This window comes from Nocardia sp. NBC_01730 (genome assembly GCF_035920445.1).
In the GTDB taxonomy this organism is placed as follows: Bacteria; Actinomycetota; Actinomycetes; order Mycobacteriales; family Mycobacteriaceae; genus Nocardia.
Map to the genome: position 1 here is coordinate 5,239,812 of NZ_CP109162.1, position 19,014 is coordinate 5,258,825.

Below are 19,014 nucleotides of genomic sequence, written 5' to 3' on the forward strand. Positions count from 1 at the left end.
TAGAACTGACGATGGCCGGAACATCCGGTTGTGGTGACCCGTCGGACCGTCAGGACAGGAGCGCAGCGTGGCTGATTCGTCTTTCGATGTTGTGAGCAAGGTCGATCGACAGGAGGTCGACAACGCCCTGCATCAGGCGGAGAAGGAGCTCAACACCCGCTACGACTTCCGCGGAACCGGCGCGTCGATCGAATGGTCCGGCGAGGACAAGATCGTGCTCACCGCCGAGGCGGAGGAGCGTGTCAAGGCCGCGCTGGAGGTGTTCAAGGAGAAGCTGATCCGCCGCGACATCTCACTGAAGGCGTTCGACGCGGGTGAGCCCGCCGCCTCCGGCAAGGTGTACCGGATCACCGGCTCGCTGGTGCAGGGCATCGATGCCGAGCATGCGAAGAAGATCTCCAAGAAGATCCGCGACGAGGGGCCGAAGGGCGTGAAGGCGCAGATCCAGGGCGAGGAGCTGCGGGTGAGTAGCAAGAAGCGCGACGACTTGCAGGCCGTCATCTCCCTGTTGAAGAGCGAGGATTTCGGCATCGCGCTCCAGTTCGTCAACTACCGCTGACCGCCTTCGGGTCGTAGCGCGGCCGGGTCGGCCGCGTTCAGCGTTTCGACGAGCGTGTCTTCCTCGTAGCTGAAGTGGTTTTCCAATTCTGTTGCGAGGCGGTCGAATTCGGTGCGCAACCGAGCCACGTCACCAGACTCTTCGGAGTCGAGCAGCTCACGTAGTTCAGTCAGCGCCGCGGCTACTACACCGTGTTCGCGCTGCAACCGGTCCACCACGGGCGCCAGCTCGGGCTGCAGGCGGACCAGCGCGGGAAAAATGCCGTCCTCGCTGGTGTGGTGCTCGTGCAGCGCACTACAGAACGCGACGCAGTGCGTGCGCAGTTCCTGCGGCAGAGTCGGTTTCGCGATGACGTCCGGCGCGTTCGAATGTCCGTCTAGACCCGCTCGGACGGTGGCGAGATCGCGGCGCAGCTGTGCGTGCACCTGCCGCAGATGGTCGCCGATCGCGGCGGCGCGCTGCCGGGTGGGCGTGGCCGCTTCGGGCGAGCCGGATACCGCGAGCGTGCCTGCGACACCCGCCACGACGGTCGCGGTCGCGCCGGCGCCCGCCAGGAAGCGACGCCTGCCCAGTCCGGGGCGAGCGGTGGGACGCAGCGCGACCACCGGGATGACCCGGTCGGTCGCCGCCTGATAGGCGTCGAACGCAGGGTCGTCGCTCGCCTGCGCGGCATAGTGGCGATCCCGTTCCGCACCCTCCAGGATCGAGGCGCTCGCGGCGTAGGTCTCGATCCCCTTCTCCGCACCGATCTCGACGGTGACCTGCGAATGCACCCGCACGTTGTAGAACCAGGCGGGATGAGTGTCGGCGCCGGCGTTGGAACCGAACACCAGAAGGCGATCTGTGTCGCGGCGGTAGACGACGGGCACGGTGTGCCGGCGACCGCTGCGGGCGCCGATGGTGGTGAGCAGCACGAGCGGCGCTCCCTCGAACATCCCGCCGACCTTCCCCCCGTTCGCGCGGAACTCCGCGATGATCGCCCGGTTGAAGTCGCCTGGCCGGATCTGCTCCGGATCGGTCATGTCCGACGCCCCTTTCGTGGTGCCGCGCGCACGCCGCGACCGCTGGTTATAGCCTGAGAGTTAAGGCAGTTTTGCTTTGCAAGCAAAAATATTTTGTAAGCAAAGACTATTGAGAGGTGTGCGGTATGTCAACCGATGAGCGGGGGGGACTTGGTGTCGACGAGGGCATCCGCACCCTGCTGCTGCTCATGCCGAGGGTGGTCGGACGAGCGAAGAAGCTGGGCGTCCCGGAGGAGCTGGAATCGTTCTCGCTGGCACCGCGGCACCTGTCGCTGCTGGCCAACCTGGTGTTTGATGGTCCGACCACGGTGACCGATCTCGCCGCACGCCTGGAGGTGGCGCCGACGACGGTGAGCCTGATGGTCGGCGAACTGAGCAAACAGGGCGTGCTCGAGCGCGGTGCGGATCCTGACGATCGCAGGCGCACCATCGTCAGCATCGCACCCGCACACGCGGAATCGGTGCACAAGTGGCTCGGCCGCAGCGCACGGGCCTGGCGCGCGGTGCTGGAACCGCTGACACCGGAACAGCGGCGGCTGTTCGTCGAGACGTTCCGCGCCTACGAAGAAGAGCTGGCCGCGGACGAATGACGAGGGGGTCTCAGTAGCGGCGCGGGCCGCCCGCCATTTCCTCGAGGCGGGCGATGCGGTCGGCCATGGGCGGGTGTGTGGAGAACCAGCGCGCCGCCCGCTCGCCCGCGCGGAACGGGTTGGCGATCATCAGATGCGATTGCGCCGTCAGCTGTGGCTCCGGCGGCAGCGGGGCAGCTCGGACGCCGCGCTCCAGCTTGCGCAGAGCTGACGCGAGAGCCAGCGGGTCGCCCGTGAGCTCGGCGCCGGACTGGTCGGCCTGGTACTCACGCGAGCGGGAGACGGCCAGTTTGATCAGGGTCGCGGCGATCGGGCCGAGCAGCGATATCAGCAGCACGCCCAGGATGTTCGGGCTTTCACCGTTGCGGTTACCGCCGAACATGGACGCGAAGAAGGCCAGGTTGGCCAGGCCGGAGATGACGGCCGCAAGCGCGCCTGCGATCGAGGAGATGAGAATGTCGCGGTTGTAGACGTGCGAGAGCTCATGACCGAGCACGGCGCGCAACTCTCGCTCATCGAGGATCTGCAGGATGCCGCTGGTGCAGCAGACCGCAGCATGCCGGGGACTCCGACCGGTGGCGAAGGCGTTGGGCGCGTTGGTCGGACTGATGTACAGCCGCGGCATCGGCTGGCGCGCGGCGGTAGCCAGCTCGCGCACTATCCGATAGATGACCGGCGCCTCCAGCTCGCTGACAGGCTGCGCATGCATCGCCTTCAATGCGATCTTGTCGCTGTTGAAGTACGCGTACGCGTTCACACCCAACGCCAGCAGAATCGCCAGGACCAGGATGGTCGGGCTGCGGAACAGCGCACCCGCGAACACGATCAACGCCGAGAGGCCGACCATCAGCCCGAAGGTCTTCAGTCCGTTCGCATACCCGTGCCCGTGCATAAGTCTCCCTTGCCAACTCCCCCGTTCACCGAGTTGCCCTTACAGCAGCTCAACGACAGAAGCCCCGGACTGAGTTCCGGCGCACCCGCCCCACCCCTGCCACACATCACATTCGCGGTTCGAAACACGTCCGAGCCCACCGCGACACAACTCCCCCAACCACACTGCCGATTCCCGCGTCGCCTACCAGCACAGCGCCCTCGCCCTCGCACAACGCGAGCCTCATCGGCACTCCCAGACAGCCGAATCCAAACACCGCAACCTCCCGCGCGAGTCTTACCACCACCTTCGCGGCCCCGGCCCGCGTCAAGCCACTACGACACAACTCCCCTAACGACACAGCCGCGCCCCACACCACCCACCAGCACAGCCCCCGACCACAAAGCGCGAATCGCACTGGCCACCCACCAGCCAAAACCCAGCACCGCACCCTCCCAACCCACAGAGCGCGAGTCTTACGAGCGCGTTCGCGGCCCGCAAGCCAACAGGGGGCCGCGAACCCGCCGCGCCCGCGCGGCCAAGAATTCAGCCCACGCGGTCGATGGTGTAGCGGACCAGCCGCTCGAGTGCGTCGTTGGCCGGGCCACCTGGCAGCGCGGACAGCTCGGTGTGTGCGATGTCGGCGTAATTTTGCAGCTTCGCCTTGGCCAGCACCATGCCGCGGGAGTGGGCGAGCAGCGCGAGCGCCTCCTCGACCTCGTCGTCGGTCTCCAGTGGGCGGGCGAGCAGCTTGCGTAAGCGGTCGCCTTCGGCTCCCTCGTCGCGCAGCGCGTACAGCACCGGCAGGGTGTGCACGCCCTCGCGAAGATCGGTGCCGGGGGTCTTGCCGGACTGCTCGGAGGCCGAGGAGATGTCGATGATGTCGTCCGAGATCTGGAAGGCGGTGCCCACGGCGTCGCCGAGGCGGGCCAGCCGCTCGACATTCTCGGCGTCGGCCCCGGAGAAGGTGCCGCCGAATCGCCCGGAGGCGGCGATCAGCGAACCGGTCTTCTCCCATACCACACGCAGGTAGTGCTCGACCGGATCCTGGGATGCGCGGGCGCCCATGGTCTCGCGCATCTGACCGGTGACCAGTTCGGCGAAGGTCTCGGCGATGATGCGCACCGCGTCGGGCCCGAGTGTTGATGTGAGCCGCGAGGCGTGCGCGAACAGGTAATCCCCCGCGAGGATGGCGATGCTGTTGCCCCAGCGCGCGTTCACGCTCGATGCGCCGCGGCGCATCGGCGCCTCGTCCATCACGTCGTCGTGGTACAGCGTGGCGAGGTGCACCAGCTCGACAACGGTGCCCGCGGTGATCAACGCGGGATCGTTCGGGCGCGGGCCGAGCTGCCCGGTGAGGATGGTGAACAGTGGCCGGAATCGCTTGCCACCCGCCTTGGCCAGATGCAGCGCGGCTTCCAGCAGGAAGTCCTCGCCGTCGGACAACTCGTCGACCAGGAGCTTCTCGACCTTGTCCAGGCCGTCACGCACGGTCGCGGCGAGGTCGATGTCGACGAGATCGACACCGGCCACCACCGTGCTCAGTTCGCTCACGACTTCGGCTCGCCGACGCTCGCCTCCGTCGTGCGCGCCGCGCGCTGTGCCCATTTTTCGCTCGCTGCGCTCGCTCATGGCTGATGTGCTCATTTCTTCTCCCAGCGATGCGTCCGACCCCACGGTAGAGAACCTAGCGTGTCCCCTGCGGATGGCCCATGAACACCGTCACTCTGCGGGGATCAGACACTGTCGCACACCTTTGTCCGTGGTCATCGATCGGACGCGCCGTGACCGCGTCGACGTGCTGGAGACTGCCCTGCGAGTATTGAGCCCATGGGTTCACCGGAAGTCACTCCCGCAGGCGGCGACCGAGACGCGTTGCCGATCGGGGCCGAGGTGCTGGTCGTCGGCGCAGGCCCGGCCGGATCGGCTTCGGCTGCCTGGGCCGCGCGGGCGGGCCGGGACGTGCTGCTGGTCGACTCCGCCGTCTTTCCCCGGGACAAGACCTGCGGTGATGGCCTGACCCCGCGCGCGACTGCCGAGCTGGAACATCTCGGCCTCGGCGACTGGGTGCGCGCGCACACCGTCAACCATGGTCTCCGCATGACCGGCTTCGGACGCGAGGCCCTCCTGACTTGGCCGGGCGGGTCCTTCCCGACGTACGGAAGTGCCGTTCCGCGCACCGAACTCGACGACAAGCTGCGTGAGACCGCGGTGAAGTCCGGTGCGCGGATGCTCGACGGCACGAAAGTGGTCGATGTCACCTGCGACGGCGACCGGGTCGCCGGGGTGACGGTGCACACCGCCGACGGCATCCGCACGATCGCGTGCCGGACGTTGGTGGTCGCCGACGGCGTGCGCTCGCCGGTAGGGCGGCTGCTCGGGCGCACCTGGCACCGGCAGTATGCCTACGGCACCGCGGCCCGTGCTTACATCAAGTCCGATCGCAGCGACGACCAGTGGATCACTTCGCATCTGGAGTTGCGCGATGCCTCCGGTGACTTGGTCCCCGGCTACGGCTGGGTCTTCCCGCTCGGCAACGGCGAAGTCAATATCGGCGTCGGGTCGCTGGCAACCCAGCAGCGGCCCTCGCATATCGCGCTCAAGCCACTTCTGGCGCACTACACGGCGCTGCGCAGCGAGGAATGGCAGTTGGAGGGTTCGTTGCGCGCGGTGGCCTCGGCGCTGTTGCCCATGGGCGGCGCGGTCTCGCACGTCGCCGGACGCAATTGGGTGCTGGTCGGCGATGCCGCGGGCTGTGTGAACCCGCTCAACGGTGAAGGGATCGACTACGGCCTGGAGGGCGGTCATATGCTGGCCGGGCTGCTGGACGAGCCGGACTTCACGGCGATCTGGCCGCAGCTGCTGCGGACCCACTACGGCCGCACCTTCTCGGTCGCGCGCCGCATCGCGGGGCTGGCGACCCATCCCCGCATGGTTCCGCTGGGTGGGCCTCCGGTGATGCGCTCGAAGTACTTGCAGCGCACGGCCGTTCGAGTAATGGGCAACTTGGTGACCGACGAGGACCTGGACCTGACCGCGCGGGCCTGGCGCGCCGCGGGCCGGACCTCCCTGCGCTTCGACGAACTGCAACCGTTCACATAGGACGCGGGGCGGACACGATGGGCGACCAACCGGCGCGGGGACTTGCGCGCCCGGCGCCCCAGCACGGGTCCGAACCGAGGCCCCGGGGGCACCGGGCGAAGTTTTCCGAGCCGTTCAGCCGGTCGGCGGAGCGGCGAACCATTGTTCGATGAACCTGCGCTCGCCCTCGAGCACCCTGTGCTGCAACTGCTCGGCGAGCGGCTCGATGGCTCCGCCGACCACGGGCACTTTGACCCGCACGGTGCCGATCACCTCGATCTCGGAACCCTCTGCGGTGGAATGCATTTCGTAGGTCCCGGACATCTCGGTGTTGATCCCGCCGGTAGTGGCCTCGAACGTGCCCTTGGCCACCTCGCCGTCGAGTGGCCGCCAGTTGTCGGTGCGGGAGAAGGTCAGCTCGCTCTTGAGCACTTTGCGTACGAGGCTGGGAATTTTGTCGCCTGTGGCCTTTTCGGTCATATGGATGCGGATGGTGCCCGCGCCGTCGGGGTGCGACAGGTCTACGGTCGCGGTCTCGGATTCGGCGAAGCGTGCCCGCCAGACGTCATCGGCGGTGAGTGCCCGGTGGAGATCTTCGACCGGGATGGTGTAACGCACGGTGAAGCTGAATTTTCGGGACATGGCCGCCACCGTAGCCGAGCCGGTCGGTAGCCTGTGGCGGTGTCGGAAACCAGCCAGTCCGCAGGCCGGTCGATCCGCCTGCGGCGAGCCAGGATCGGGGTGCTGACCGCCACGACGGTGGTCAGCGTGCTCGTCGCGCTGCTGGTGCTCGCCGCGTGGCGCAACGACTATCTGATCAGCTCAGACAAAGGCAGCACCACTGCCGAGGTGCTCTCGGCGGGGCGGCTGCGGTCGGCGGTCATGTACGTCACACCGGACGGCGAGACGCACAATCCGAAGGTCGGCGTCCTTTATCCGACCAACCTCACCGCGGGTGAGCGCATCCGCGTGGAGTACAGCCGCAGCGACCCCGACCTGGTGCGCGTGGAGGGCCGCGATGTGCGCGTCGCCATCCCACCAGCCCTGTCGGTCCTTGTCGTGGTCTGGTTGCTCGCGCTTCCCGCACTGTGGCTGCTCATCCGCGCGGCCCGACACAGACCCGCGCCGGTGGGCTGACGGCCCCGACAGTTCTCCGGAACTTTCCGTGTCCTTCACGCTGGTGTGACGGCGCGGCGTGGTGTGGCGGTCAGGCTGGGAGGGTGCGTGTAGCCATCGTCGCGGAGTCGTTTCTGCCGAATATGAACGGCGTCGTCAACTCCGTGCTGCGGGTGCTCGAGCACCTGGACCGGAACGGCCACGACGCGCTGGTCATCGCACCGGACACCCCGCGTGGTCTCCCGCCCGCCCCGCGCAGGCATGAGCGCTTCCCGGTGCACCGGGTGCCCGCGTTGATGGTACCCAAGGTCAGCTCCCTACCGGTCGGCCTGCCGCAGCCGGGCATCGTCTCGGCCATCGCCGACTTCGACGCCGATGTGGTGCACCTGGCCTCACCGTTCCTGCTCGGCGCCGGCGGTCTCGGCGCGGCGCTGCGCCTGGACCTGCCGACGGTGGCGGTCTATCAGACCGATGTCGCCGGGTTCTCCAAAAGCTATGGCCTGGGACTGGCGAGCCGGGCGGCGTGGGGCTGGACGCGACGCATCCACGAGGGCGCCACACGCACGCTCGCCCCCTCTCAGGCCGCCGCCGAGGACCTGGCCAGGCAGGGCATCCCGCGCGTGCACCGGTGGGGTCGCGGCGTGGATACCACCCGCTTCACGCCAACGGCACGGTCCGAACGACTACGCGACACCTGGCACCGTGAACGGAAAAAGCTGCTGGTCGGCTTCGTGGGGCGGCTCGCGCCCGAGAAGCACGTCGAACGGCTCACGGTGCTCGGAGCCGATCCCGGCATCCAGCTGGTGATCGTCGGTGACGGACCGGAACGTCGGCGGCTGGCCCGCATGATGCCGAGCGCCGTGTTCACCGGGGAGCTCGGCGGCGACGACCTGGCGCGGGCGTACGCGAGCCTGGACGTGATGGTGCACGCGGGCGAGCATGAGACGTTCTGCCAGGGTGTGCAGGAGGCGCTGGCCTCTGGCGTCCCGGTAATCGGCCCCGACGCGGGCGGTCCGCGCGACCTGATCGCGCACTGCCGCAACGGCTATCTCCTCCCGGTGGACCGGCTCTGCGAGCTGCTACCGAGCGCCGTCGCTGCGCTGCGCGATCCCGCGCTGCGCAGCAGATTCGCCGGGGCCGCCAGGAAGTCGGTGCTGCCTCGCACCTGGCCCGCCGTCTGTACGGAGCTGATGGGGCACTACGCCGAGGTGACCGGGACGCGAATTCGGTTGCCGCATACGGCCTGAACAGCACTTGTCACCACAGGCGCGCGACGTGATTGATCACTCGTCATGCCAGGCTGGGTGCGTCTCTGAGGGCAAGTTAGTGTCATGGGCGTGGCGAAAACGCAATCGAATCGGGCCTCGCTCGACAAGCAGCCGCATGAGGTCGCGTCGATGTTCGACGGTGTCGCGCGGCGGTACGACCTGACCAACACGGTGATCTCCGCGGGTCAGGATCGCTACTGGCGCTGGGCGACCCGCAAGGCACTCGCGCCACGGCCGGGCGAGCGGCTGCTCGATCTCGCGGCCGGGACCGGTGTGTCCACGCTGGAGCTGCGGAAATCCGGCGCGTGGTGCCTCGCCGCCGACTTCTCACAGGGCATGCTCACAGCCGGCCGGTTCCGCCGGGTGCCGATGGTGGCGGCCGATGCGACGGCGCTGCCGTTCGCCGACGATTCGTTCGACGCGGTGACCATCTCGTTCGGGCTGCGCAACATCGTCGACAGCGATCTCGCGCTGCGCGAGATGCTGCGGGTGACCAAGCCAGGCGGCCGGCTGGTGGTGTGCGAGTTCTCCACACCGGTGGCCCCGATGTTCCGCACGGTGTACATGGAGTACCTGATGAAGACGCTGCCCAAGGTGGCGCGCACCGTCAGCAGCAATCCCGACGCGTACGTCTACCTCGCCGAATCCATCCGGGCATGGCCGAATCAGCGCCAGCTCGCGATGCGGATCGCCGCCACTGGCTGGTCGTCGGTGAAATGGCGTAACCTCACCGGCGGCGTCGTTGCCATGCACCGGGCCTACAAACTCGGCTGAGCCGGAGACCTCGATCACACCTCACCAGCGCGTTGTTTCGCGGTGAGGAGGAATGTCACCTGCCGATAACGCGGGGTAAATCCGGCGCAATCGGCGGTCAGCATGATCGGAGGCATGTCTGACGCAGTGACGAGCCGCAGCGGCGGCACCGCCCGAACGGCGTGCTCGTACTGCGGCGTCGGCTGCGGAATCACGGTGCGGACCGCGCCCGGCGACGCGGGCAATCCGGTGATCGCCAAGGTCAGCGGGGACAAACTGCACCCGGCCAACGCGGGAAGGCTGTGCACCAAGGGGGCGACGCACGCCGAGTTGATGCGCACCACCGGACGCATGGAGACCGCCTACCGACGTTCCGAGCGCGGCCAGGTCCCGGTGCCGTTCCCGGTCGACGAGGCCGTGCACGAGGCGGCGACCCGGCTGCGGGCCATCCTGGACGAGCACGGTCCGGACGCCATCGCGCTGTATGTCTCGGGGCAGATGTCGCTCGAGGCGCAGTACCTCGCCACCAAACTCGCCAAGGGCTACCTGCGCACCGTGCACATCGAGGCGAACTCGCGGCTGTGTATGGCCAGCGCGGGGACCGGGTACAAGCAATCGCTCGGCGCGGACGGGCCGCCCGGCTCCTATGACGACTTCGAGCACGCCAACCTGTTCTTCGTGATCGGCGCGAACATGGCCGACTGTCATCCGATCCTGTTCCTGCGCATGGCCGAGCGGCTCGAGGCGGGTGCGAAGCTGATCGTGGTCGACCCACGCCGCACCGACACCGCCGTGCGGGCCGACCTCTTCCTGCAGATCGCGCCGGGCACGGATCTCGCGCTGCTGAACGGACTGCTGCATCTGCTGGTCGACAACGGCGACATTGATGTGGAGTTCATCGCCGAGCAGACCGAAGGCTGGGACGCGATGCCGGAGTTCCTCGCCGACTATCCGCCGCAGCGGGTCGCCGAGATCACCGGACTCGCCGAAGCCGACATCCGTACCGCCGCGCGGTGGATCGGCGAGGCGGGCGAATGGATGTCACTCTGGACGATGGGGCTCAACCAGTCCACGCACGGCACCTGGAACACCAACGCGCTGTGCAACCTTCACCTGGCCACCGGCGCCGTCTGCCGTCCTGGCAGCGGTCCGTTCTCGCTCACCGGTCAGCCGAACGCCATGGGCGGACGCGAAATGGGCTACATGGGGCCGGGACTACCCGGCCAGCGCAGCGTGGTCTCTCCCGCCGACCGCTCGTTCGTGGAGACCGTGTGGGGCCTCGAACCCGGCGCGCTGCGCACCGAGGCCGGACCTGGCACGATCGAGATGTTCCGCGGGCTGGCCGAGGGGAAGATCCGGGCAGCGTGGATCATCTGCACCAACCCCGTCGCCACCGTGTCGAATCGGAAGACGGTGATCGCGGGATTGGAAGCCGCCGAGCTAGTGATCGCCCAGGACGCCTACACCGAGACCGCGACCAACGCCTACGCCGACCTGCTGCTGCCCGCCACACTGTGGGCAGAAGCCGATTCCGTGATGGTGAATTCGGAACGCAACCTCACCCTGCTGCAGCAGTCGGTCCCACCGACCGGCGACGCCCGGCCCGATTGGCGGCTCATCGCCGACGTTGCCACCGCCATGGGCTTCCCCGGCTTCGACTTCGCCTCCGGTGCCGATGTTTTCGCGGAGATCAGCCAGTTCGCCAACCCGGCCACCGGCTACGACCTGCGCGGCGTGAGCTACGCGGCGCTGCGCGATGGGCCGATGCAGTGGCCCTGCGCGGAGCCGGAACGTAGGCGAAACCCGATCCGATACCTGAACGACGGTGTCAGCCAGGATCTTTTCGTCGACGAGAACGGGCATCGGCCCCGGCTTGCCTTCGCCACGCCCAGCCGCCGCGCGGTGTTCTGGCCGCGCCCGCACATGTTGCCGGAGGAGATGCCGGACGACGACTACCCGTTCCTGCTCAACACCGGCCGACTGCAACACCAGTGGCACACGATGACCAAGACCGGCAAGATCGACAAGCTGACCAAGCTGACCGGCACGCCGTTCGTCGAGGTGCACCCCGCCGACGCCGAGCGACTCGGTCTGCGCGCGGGCGACCAGCTCGAGATCGCCTCGCGCCGAGGAAGAGCCGTCCTGCCGGTGCAGGTCAGCGACCGGGTTCGGCAGGGCGATTGCTTCGTTCCGTTCCATTGGAACGACGAGCACGGCGAATACCTGACCATCAACGCGGTCACCAACGACGCGGTCGACCCGGTGTCGCTACAGCCGGAGTTCAAGGCGTGTGCGGTGGCCCTGCGGCTGGTCGCGACCGTGCCGCAGGCTCCGGCCGCGCTGCCCGGGTCAGCATCGGCGCACCCGCTGGCGGCCGTGCTCGGCCTCGACAGCGCCACCCCGCCCACGCTCAGCGAAACCGAACGCATCTACCTGAGCGGGTATCTCGCTGCGCTGCAATCAATTCCGGTAAGCGGTCAGCCGGTCCTTCCGGAGTCAGCCCCGATGTCGGCGCACAGCAGGCTCTGGATCGACGGATTGCTGGCCGGAATGTACTCGCGCGGCGCGGCAGGCTCGGCGCACCAGACGAGCGACCCGGACGGCAGCGCGATCACCGTACTGTGGGCGTCACAGACCGGCACCGCGGAAGAATTCGCCGCGCACGCCGCTGCACGCCTGGCCGAGGACGGTTTCCGACCGCGGCTGCTCGACCTGGACTCTTGCGAACCGAGCGCGGTGAGCGGCGACGTGCTGGTGATCAGCAGCACCTTCGGCGACGGCGGTCCGCCGGACAACGGCACCTATTTCTGGGATCGGCTGACCGAGAGCGCGATTCGGCTGACCGACGTGCGGTATGCGGTGTTCGCCCTCGGCGACTCCTCCTACCGCGACTTCTGCGGGTACGGCCGCAAACTCGACGAGAAGTTCGCCGAACTCGGTGCGACACGGCTGCTTGCACGCGTCGACAGCGAACCCGACTACGAGGACGCGGCGGCGAACTGGCTCGATGACGTGCTCGCTGCGTTCGGCGGCGGGCCACCCAGCTCCCCCACCGATCCGCAGGCGCGGACCGGGCGCACGACGGGTCGCGCCGGCGGGGTAGCCACCATGGAGTTGCCGACCGCCGCCCCGGTACTCGGCCGCACCCGCACCGAGCCCGCGCCGTTCACCCGCGCTGCTCCATTACGCGCGCCGCTGGTGCGCAATCACCTGCTGTCCGGGAGCGGTTCATCGAAAGAAGTGCGACAGTTCGGGTTCGATGTGAACGGGCTCGACGCCGGATACGAGGTGGGTGATTCGCTTGGCGTCCGGCCGGTGAATTGTTCGTCGCTCGTCGCGGAATGGCTCTCGGCCACCGGGCTGGACGGCAGCCGCGTCATCGACGTCGACGACCGCGAACTGCCGCTCGCCGAGGCGCTGCGCACACACTACGACATCACCAAGGTGAGCCAGGATCTGCTCGGGTTCCTCGCCGACCGCAACCACAGCAACCAGCTCGCCAAACTGCTGCGCAGAGACAACCGGAACGAGCTGGAGAACTACCTGTGGGACCGCCAAGCCGTGGACGTGCTGCGTGATTTCCCGGTGCGGGCGGACCTGGTGGAGTGGCTCGGCACGCTGAAGAAGCTGCAACCGCGCCAGTATTCGATCTCGTCGAGCCCGCTGGTCAGCCCGGACGAGGTGCAGCTGACTGTCGGCATTGTGCGCTACGGAGATCCGGCGGCTACCGGTTCAGCGGCCCGGCGCGGCGGGGTGTGCTCGACGTTCCTCGCCGATCGGGCGGGCGCCGAACTCGTGGACGCGGCAGTGCCGATCTTCCTGCAACGAGCGCCGCACTTCCGTCCGCCCGCCGACCCGACAGCGCCGATGATCATGGTGGGCCCCGGCACCGGCATCGCGCCGTTCCGCGGCTTCCTTCAGGAGCGCATGGCGCTGGGCTGCACCGGGCGCAACTGGCTGTTCTTCGGCGATCAGCACGCGGCACAGAACTTCTATTACCGCGCCGAGCTGGAGGACATGTTCCGCTCCGGCTTCCTGACCCGGCTCGACCTCGCCTTCTCCCGCGACCAGCGGGAGCGGATCTACGTGCAGCACCGCATGATCGAACACGGCGCCGAACTGTGGTCCTGGCTGCGCGACGGCGCCCACTTCTACGTCTGCGGCGACGCCGGCCGCATGGCCGAGGACGTCGACGGAGCCCTGCTGAGGATCGCCCGCATCCACGGCAAACTCGATGAGGACAGCGCTCTCGCCTTCAGAAAGCAGCTGGTCGCCGAAAAGCGCTACGTTCGCGACGTCTACTGAGTTCTGCGCGCGTACGAACCAGGAGGCCTACACCGCGGGCGGGTTCAGGCGGGTGAAGCCGGGGAGGCGGTAGTACGGGTAGTAGGGGTAGGGCGGAGTGGTGGCGCCTGCGCTGTCCAGGCGAGCGATCTGGTCGGCGTCGAGTTCCCAGCCGACGGCGCCGAGGTTCTGGCGCAGCTGTTCCTCGTTGCGGGCGCCGACGATGACGGTCGAGACGGTCGGGCGGCGCAATAGCCAGTTGAGGGCGATCTGCGGAACGGTCTTGCCCGTCTCGGCGGCGAGCTCGTCGAGCACGTCGACCACGTCGTAGAGCTTTTCGTCATCCACGGGTGGACCGGCCGCGGCGGTCTGGTGCAGCCGGCTTCCTTCCGGAAGCGGTTGCCCGCGGCGGATTCTGCCGGTGAGCCTGCCCCACCCGAGCGGACTCCACACAACCGCGCCGACGCCCTGGTCCTGCCCGAGTGGCATGAGCTCCCACTCGTAGTCGCGTCCGACCAGCGAGTAGTAGACCTGGTGCGCGACGTACCTGGTCAACCCGTTCCGGTCGGCGGCGGCTAGGGATTTCATCAGCTGCCAGCCAGCGAAATTGGAGGCGCCGACGTAGCGGATCTTGCCTGAGCGCACCAGATCGTCCAGCACGGCAACGACTTCCTCCACCGGAGTGCCCGCGTCGAACGCGTGCAGCTGGAACAGGTCGATGTAGTCGGTGCCGAGCCTGCGCAGCGAGGCCTCCACCGCGCCGATCAGTCTGGCCCGGCCGGAACCGGCGTCCAGCGGGCCCGGTCCGGTCGGCAGCGTGGCCTTGGTGGACAGCAGCACCCGATCGCGCCTGCCCTTGACGGCGGCCCCGAGCACCTCTTCGGAGGCGCCGTCGGAGTAGACGTCGGCCGTGTCGAACATGGTGACGCCCGCTTCGAGGCTGATGTCGACCAGCCGCCGCGCCTGCTCGGCATCAGTGTCGCCCCAGGCGCTGAACAACTCGCCGCGCCCACCGAAGGTCCCCGCGCCGAAGCTCAGGGCCGGGACGAGCAGACCTGAGGCGCCGAGCCGCCGGTACTCCATCTGCGCGTCTACCGTCCGAAGGTTCATGAGACAGTCCTCCTAAGGGGTCTATAGTTCCGTTAATGGCTCGAACAGTACACCCGTCCCACAGTAAATGAAACTGGAGTTCCGTTATGGAGCACGACGAACTCGCACCTGGCTCGGTTCGCCCCGGTGGACGAACCGCCCGAGTCCGCGAGGCGGTGCTGCGCGTCACCGGCGACCTGCTCGCCGACCGCGGCTTCGCCCACTTGGACCTCAACGAGGTCGCAGCGCGGGCCGAGGTCGGCAAAACCACCGTCTACCGTCGCTGGCGCACACCGACCGGCCTGGTCACCGACCTGCTGGTAGACATGGCCGAGCAGTCCTTGCCGCACGCCGATACCGGCTCACTGCTCGGCGATCTCACCGTCAACGCCCGCCTGGTCGTGAAGACTCTGGCCGACCCACGCCAGGGCAAGCTCTTCCAGGCCGTCATCGTCGCCGCCACCTGGGACGAGTCCGCCGCCACCGCCCTGCGCCGCTTCTACGATGTGCGGCTCACCGAGTGGTCGGCCTGCGTCGAGGCGGCCATAGCCCGCGGCGAGGCGCCCGAGGGCACCGACCCGCGTGCGGTGCTGTCCGCGGTGTCCGGCCCGCTCTACTACCGCCTGCTCGCCAGCGGCGACCCCGTAGACGACGCCGCGGCGACCATGGCCGCCGAAGCCGCCATGCATGCCGTCACCGCGGGCGCATTTGTGACGAGAGCAGTCGGCGAACCGCGGCGCTGAGCCCGTTGCGGTCAGGCGGTCCAGGAGGCACTGCGGCCGGTGAGGGCGAGTAACCCGATGGTTGCGGCAGAGGCAGTCCGCGGGCATTCTCGAAGCTGAACTCTGGTGGTACAACTCGATTGCGGCGCGCCACAGCGGGTATGGCCCGATCGAGAGGCTTACGCGGAGAGGAGCGCATGATGATCGATCGCAGTACGGACGCGGTCCCGGAGGCCGATCTCGCCGAGCAGTCCATTCCGGCGTACCCGGACGAACCGGAGTACCCCGACGATGCACTCGAACCGGACGACAGCGTGGAGCGCGCGGTCACCGAGCGCGACGAGTGGAGCGCCGACCCTGCGGACGTGGCCGAACAGGCGATCCCGGTCCCTCTGGATGACGACGTCGAAGACGACCTCGGCTACTGACCCGGTCAGGCAAGGATCTTCGCCCGTACCGTGGCGTGCAGCTCGCGCAGGCTGGACCGCTCGGTCGCCACCTCCAGCACCCGCGTTCCGTGCGCGTCCCCGGACAACTCGACGGCCAGCTGCTCAGGATCGACCTGGCGGTGCGGGATGCGGTACGCGGCGCACAGCGCGGCAAGATCCATCCCGTGCGGGGTGCCGAAAACCCGCTCGAAGACGCCGGCGTACTGCGGGTCGCCCTGCTCGAGCAGCTCGAAGATGCCCCCTCCGTCGTCATTGGCGACCACAATGGTCAGTTCGCTCGGGCGCGGCTCCCCAGGCCCGAGGAGCAGGCCGGACGCGTCATGCAAGAAGGTGAGATCGCCGATCAGCGCGATGGTCCGGCCCTCGTGGTGCAAGGCAGCGCCGACTGCGGTGGACACCGTGCCATCGATACCCGCGACGCCGCGATTCGACAGCACCTTGACGCCCCGCCGTGGATGCGAGACCAGCGCGGCGTCACGCACCGGGTTCGACGCGCCGAGCAGCAGTTGGTCGCCGTCGCGCAGTGCGTCCATCACGACCGCGGCGACATGCAGTCCCGTCGGCTTCGGGTGCCGCGCGAGTTCGGAGCGCACCACCGAGTCGGCCTTCGCGTCCAGTTCGCGGCAGTGCTCCAGCCAGCGCGCGCTGGGTGTGCCGCTGGTGACCGCGCGCGTCCCGGTGCCGAGCACGTTGCCGGACACATCTGGCCAGCGCGGGCCGGTGGTGAGCGCGTACACCATGACGTCCGGATCGGCGAGCACCTTCGAGACCTGCCGGTGCAGGGTGGGTCGACCGGTGATGATCGCCTGACGCGGCTTCAGCAACGGCAGCGCGAGCGGGTGCAGCGCCGGGCCGTGCATGGGAGCGGTGGGCTCGGCAACGGTCGGCAGGTTAGCCAGTTCCGGCCGCGGTCCGGCGCCATGGCCGGAGATCACGACGGTGTCCGGGGTGAGGTCGAGCTCGAGCGGCACATCCAGCGTCGCGTACTGGGTCTCGGTCCAGGCACGTCCGCCCGCGCGACCCGTAGGAGCACACTCGTTCGGCGCGAGGTCGGGGACCAGCGGCTCACGCAGCGGAATGTCGAAGTGCACCGGGCCCGCGTTGCCGGAGCGGGTGCCGCGGGCCGCCGCAAGCACGCGGCAGACGGCCGAGCGCCACTGGCTGTTCTGGTGTCCGTAGGGTCCGTAGTCGGCGTCGCCCGCCTCCTCCTCGGCGAGACCGAGCGCGATGGCCGCGCGGACCTGGCTGCCGAACAACCCGAACTGTTCGACGGTCTGGTTGGCGCCGGAGCCGAGCATCTCGTAGGGCCGATTGGCGCTGAGCACCACCAGCGGGACCCTGGCGTAATTCGCCTCGAGTACGGCGGGCCCGAGATTGGCCACCGCGGTCCCCGAAGTCATCACAACCGGAACCGGGAGGCGGCTCGCGATGGCGAGCCCGACGGCGAGGAAGCCCGCCGTCCGTTCATCGATCCGCATGTGCAGCCGCAACCGCCCGGCCGCATCGGCGGCCTGCAGAGCGAAGGCCAGCGGAGCGTTCCGGGAGCCGGGGCACAGGACGACATCCCGTACGCCCCCACGCGCGAGTTCGTCGACGACGACCTGCGCTTGTGCTGTTGACGGATTCACGCCTTCAGCCTCCCAGACAGTCCTGCCGCGGTCGCCCCCGGGAGGCTTTCCATCACATTGTGTCGTCACCCACAGCCATCGCAAACCCATAGCGGTCATGGGCCCGAGCGAAGCGAGACCGAGCATTACCCGTTGGCGGCCTGGCTCGCGTCCGAGCGGCCGATGCGTTCGCGACGAAGTCGCAAGCAGCGGTCGCTCGGATGCGAGCCATAGACTCAGGCGTGCTTCTGGACCAGGTCGCCGACCCTGGGCAGTGCCTCGATGACGTTCTTCTTCGCCGAGGAACGCATCGAGGAGTAGACCTTCTTCAGCGCGGGACGGGTCGAGGCATCGGCACGCGCGTCGGTTACCGCGAGCAGCGCCTCGGCGACCTCGTCGGACTTTGCGACGAGCAGATCGGCGAACGTGCCGGAGCCGGACGCCGCGTATTCCTGCCAGAACGGGTCCAGCTGTGCGACGAGTTTGGGCGCCAACGACTCCAGTGCATCAGGCACGATGGACGGGCTGATCTTCTTGACCGCCGCGTAGCCACCCTTCACAGCCAGGCCGGACGCACCACCCTTGTCCGAGACCTCGGCATCAAGAACCTCGACGGCATCGGCGAGAAACGCCGGGCGCTTGGCGTCGTCGAGCAGGGATTCAGACAGTGCTGCAACCACTTTCAGGTTCCTCCGGATCGGTGTAGATGAACGAGCGAGGGAAACTATACGCACCTGCGCCGGCATTCTCCCGGCTACGGCTGCCAGGGCAGCAACTGCACCATCAGACCTTCGCAGTCCGCGAGCAGATCGCCCTGCTCATCGAGCAATTCGGCGGTGATGAAAGTCTTGCGCCCTTCGATCCGGTCGACGCGCCCGCGAACGGTGAGCGGCGTTTCCAGCGGCGTGATCTTCCGGTAGTTCACGTGCAGATACGCGGTGCGGCTGATCGGCCTTCCCGCGTAGTGCACGATCATGCCGAGCAGATCGTCGAACAGCAGCGGGAGCACGCCACCGTGCGCAGCCCCATTGCCGCCCAGATGGAAGCGGCGGAATTCCCCTGTCATCCGGATGCCCTCCGGTCCTGCCTCGACGACCTGCCACGGCAGCAGCAGAAGGCTGCCGCGCCCGGGCAATTCGACGACGCGACCCGCCGGGCCCTGCAACTCCGGCGCGCGGTAGGGCTCCAGCAGATCGGTGAGTTCGCGGGCTTTGGCGAGCGCGTCGCCGAACACCTCGTCCGGCGCGTCCACCGACACCGCGAGATCCTGCAACGTCCGCATGGCCTCGACGAACGGGCCGAAGTTCGGCGCGGCCTGCGCGCGGGAGACCTTGGGAAATCCCCCGTGCCGCTCGTAGCGGGACTCGTCCACCGCGCTCCGGTCGATAACCGGTTTCACTCGCTCGCTCATGACTCCACCTCGCCAGCGCTCGGCTCCGTCATGACCGAGCGACGCTCGGCCGTACCTGCTGTTCGCTCGCTACGCTCGCTCATACCTGCACGGTAACGCGTCGTTTTACACCGTCAAATCGAGGCTGTCGCAGGTACGGCAAAACATGCAGGTACGGCAAAATGTGGAGAACCGCAGGCCCCGCAATGGAGC

General features: G+C 68.2%; 17 protein-coding genes. 9 read left to right on the forward strand and 8 right to left on the reverse strand.

Annotated elements, in window-relative coordinates; genetic code table 11:
* The first annotated feature begins 67 nt into the window (after positions 1-67).
* On the forward strand, positions 68-559 hold the full coding sequence (locus OHB12_RS21525; protein WP_327110379.1) for a YajQ family cyclic di-GMP-binding protein: 492 nt from the start codon (positions 68-70) through the stop codon (positions 557-559).
* Here OHB12_RS21525 and OHB12_RS21530 read toward each other — a convergent pair.
* Positions 550-1,581: a nitroreductase/quinone reductase family protein gene (locus OHB12_RS21530; RefSeq protein WP_327110380.1), complete on the reverse strand. Its 1,032-nt coding sequence runs from the start codon at positions 1,579-1,581 to the stop codon at positions 550-552. The two genes, OHB12_RS21525 and OHB12_RS21530, sit on opposite strands and share 10 nt — an antisense overlap.
* Positions 1,582-1,706: 125 nt before the next feature.
* Between OHB12_RS21530 and OHB12_RS21535 the strand changes: the two genes are divergently transcribed.
* On the forward strand, positions 1,707-2,171 hold the full coding sequence (locus OHB12_RS21535) for a MarR family winged helix-turn-helix transcriptional regulator (RefSeq protein WP_327110381.1): 465 nt from the start codon (positions 1,707-1,709) through the stop codon (positions 2,169-2,171).
* Positions 2,172-2,181: 10 nt separating this feature from the next.
* On the opposite strand, the gene htpX is transcribed toward OHB12_RS21535, so the two are convergent.
* Complete coding sequence (gene htpX, locus OHB12_RS21540) at positions 2,182-3,063, reverse strand: zinc metalloprotease HtpX (RefSeq protein WP_327110382.1); 882 nt, start codon at positions 3,061-3,063, stop codon at positions 2,182-2,184.
* A gap of 525 nt (positions 3,064-3,588) precedes the next feature.
* Positions 3,589-4,689 (reverse strand): polyprenyl synthetase family protein, encoded by a 1,101-nt coding sequence (locus tag OHB12_RS21545; protein WP_442799828.1) that lies wholly within the window; start codon positions 4,687-4,689, stop codon positions 3,589-3,591.
* 183 nt (positions 4,690-4,872) lie between these two features.
* On the opposite strand from OHB12_RS21545, the gene OHB12_RS21550 reads away from it, so the two are divergent.
* Positions 4,873-6,144 (forward strand): geranylgeranyl reductase family protein, encoded by a 1,272-nt coding sequence (locus OHB12_RS21550; protein ID WP_327110383.1) that lies wholly within the window; start codon positions 4,873-4,875, stop codon positions 6,142-6,144.
* A gap of 114 nt (positions 6,145-6,258) precedes the next feature.
* On the opposite strand, the gene OHB12_RS21555 is transcribed toward OHB12_RS21550, so the two are convergent.
* Entirely contained in the window at positions 6,259-6,765 is a 507-nt protein-coding gene (locus tag OHB12_RS21555; protein ID WP_327110384.1) for a DUF2505 domain-containing protein, read from the reverse strand.
* 39 nt (positions 6,766-6,804) lie between these two features.
* Here OHB12_RS21555 and OHB12_RS21560 point away from each other — a divergent pair, with 39 nt between their 5' ends.
* The 4 genes from OHB12_RS21560 to OHB12_RS21575 all read left to right on the forward strand — a co-directional run bounded on the left by OHB12_RS21560 (position 6,805) and on the right by OHB12_RS21575 (position 13,565).
* Positions 6,805-7,260 (forward strand): DUF3592 domain-containing protein, encoded by a 456-nt coding sequence (locus OHB12_RS21560; RefSeq protein ID WP_327110385.1) that lies wholly within the window; start codon positions 6,805-6,807, stop codon positions 7,258-7,260.
* Between the two features lie 83 nt (positions 7,261-7,343).
* Complete coding sequence (locus OHB12_RS21565) at positions 7,344-8,486, forward strand: glycosyltransferase family 4 protein (RefSeq protein ID WP_327110386.1); 1,143 nt, start codon at positions 7,344-7,346, stop codon at positions 8,484-8,486.
* 84 nt (positions 8,487-8,570) lie between these two features.
* On the forward strand, positions 8,571-9,281 hold the full coding sequence (locus OHB12_RS21570) for a demethylmenaquinone methyltransferase (protein ID WP_327110387.1): 711 nt from the start codon (positions 8,571-8,573) through the stop codon (positions 9,279-9,281).
* A gap of 114 nt (positions 9,282-9,395) precedes the next feature.
* Positions 9,396-13,565 carry a bifunctional nitrate reductase/sulfite reductase flavoprotein subunit alpha gene (locus tag OHB12_RS21575; protein ID WP_327110388.1) on the forward strand — a complete coding sequence of 1,390 codons (4,170 nt, stop codon included), beginning with the start codon at positions 9,396-9,398 and terminating at the stop codon, positions 13,563-13,565.
* Between the two features lie 27 nt (positions 13,566-13,592).
* Here the strand turns inward: OHB12_RS21575 and OHB12_RS21580 are convergent, their stop codons facing one another.
* Positions 13,593-14,627 carry an aldo/keto reductase gene (locus OHB12_RS21580; protein ID WP_327121324.1) on the reverse strand — a complete coding sequence of 345 codons (1,035 nt, stop codon included), beginning with the start codon at positions 14,625-14,627 and terminating at the stop codon, positions 13,593-13,595.
* 113 nt (positions 14,628-14,740) lie between these two features.
* On the opposite strand from OHB12_RS21580, the gene OHB12_RS21585 reads away from it, so the two are divergent.
* Both OHB12_RS21585 and OHB12_RS21590 read left to right on the forward strand, forming a co-directional pair.
* Positions 14,741-15,376: a TetR/AcrR family transcriptional regulator gene (locus OHB12_RS21585; protein WP_327110389.1), complete on the forward strand. Its 636-nt coding sequence runs from the start codon at positions 14,741-14,743 to the stop codon at positions 15,374-15,376.
* A 176-nt stretch (positions 15,377-15,552) separates the two neighbouring features.
* Positions 15,553-15,783, forward strand: a complete 231-nt coding sequence (locus OHB12_RS21590; RefSeq protein WP_327110390.1) for a hypothetical protein — start codon at positions 15,553-15,555, stop codon at positions 15,781-15,783.
* 5 nt (positions 15,784-15,788) lie between these two features.
* Here the strand turns inward: OHB12_RS21590 and menD are convergent, their stop codons facing one another.
* From menD to OHB12_RS21605, 3 genes are all read right to left on the reverse strand, one after another.
* Positions 15,789-17,432, reverse strand: coding sequence for a 2-succinyl-5-enolpyruvyl-6-hydroxy-3-cyclohexene-1-carboxylic-acid synthase (gene menD / locus OHB12_RS21595; protein WP_327110391.1), 1,644 nt, complete (start codon positions 17,430-17,432; stop codon positions 15,789-15,791).
* Between the two features lie 215 nt (positions 17,433-17,647).
* A complete protein-coding gene (locus OHB12_RS21600) occupies positions 17,648-18,091 on the reverse strand; it encodes a DUF6918 family protein (protein WP_327110392.1) in 444 nt (147 codons plus the stop codon).
* A 74-nt stretch (positions 18,092-18,165) separates the two neighbouring features.
* On the reverse strand, positions 18,166-18,822 hold the full coding sequence (locus OHB12_RS21605; RefSeq protein ID WP_327110393.1) for a PaaI family thioesterase: 657 nt from the start codon (positions 18,820-18,822) through the stop codon (positions 18,166-18,168).
* Between the last annotated feature and the right edge of the window lie 192 nt (positions 18,823-19,014).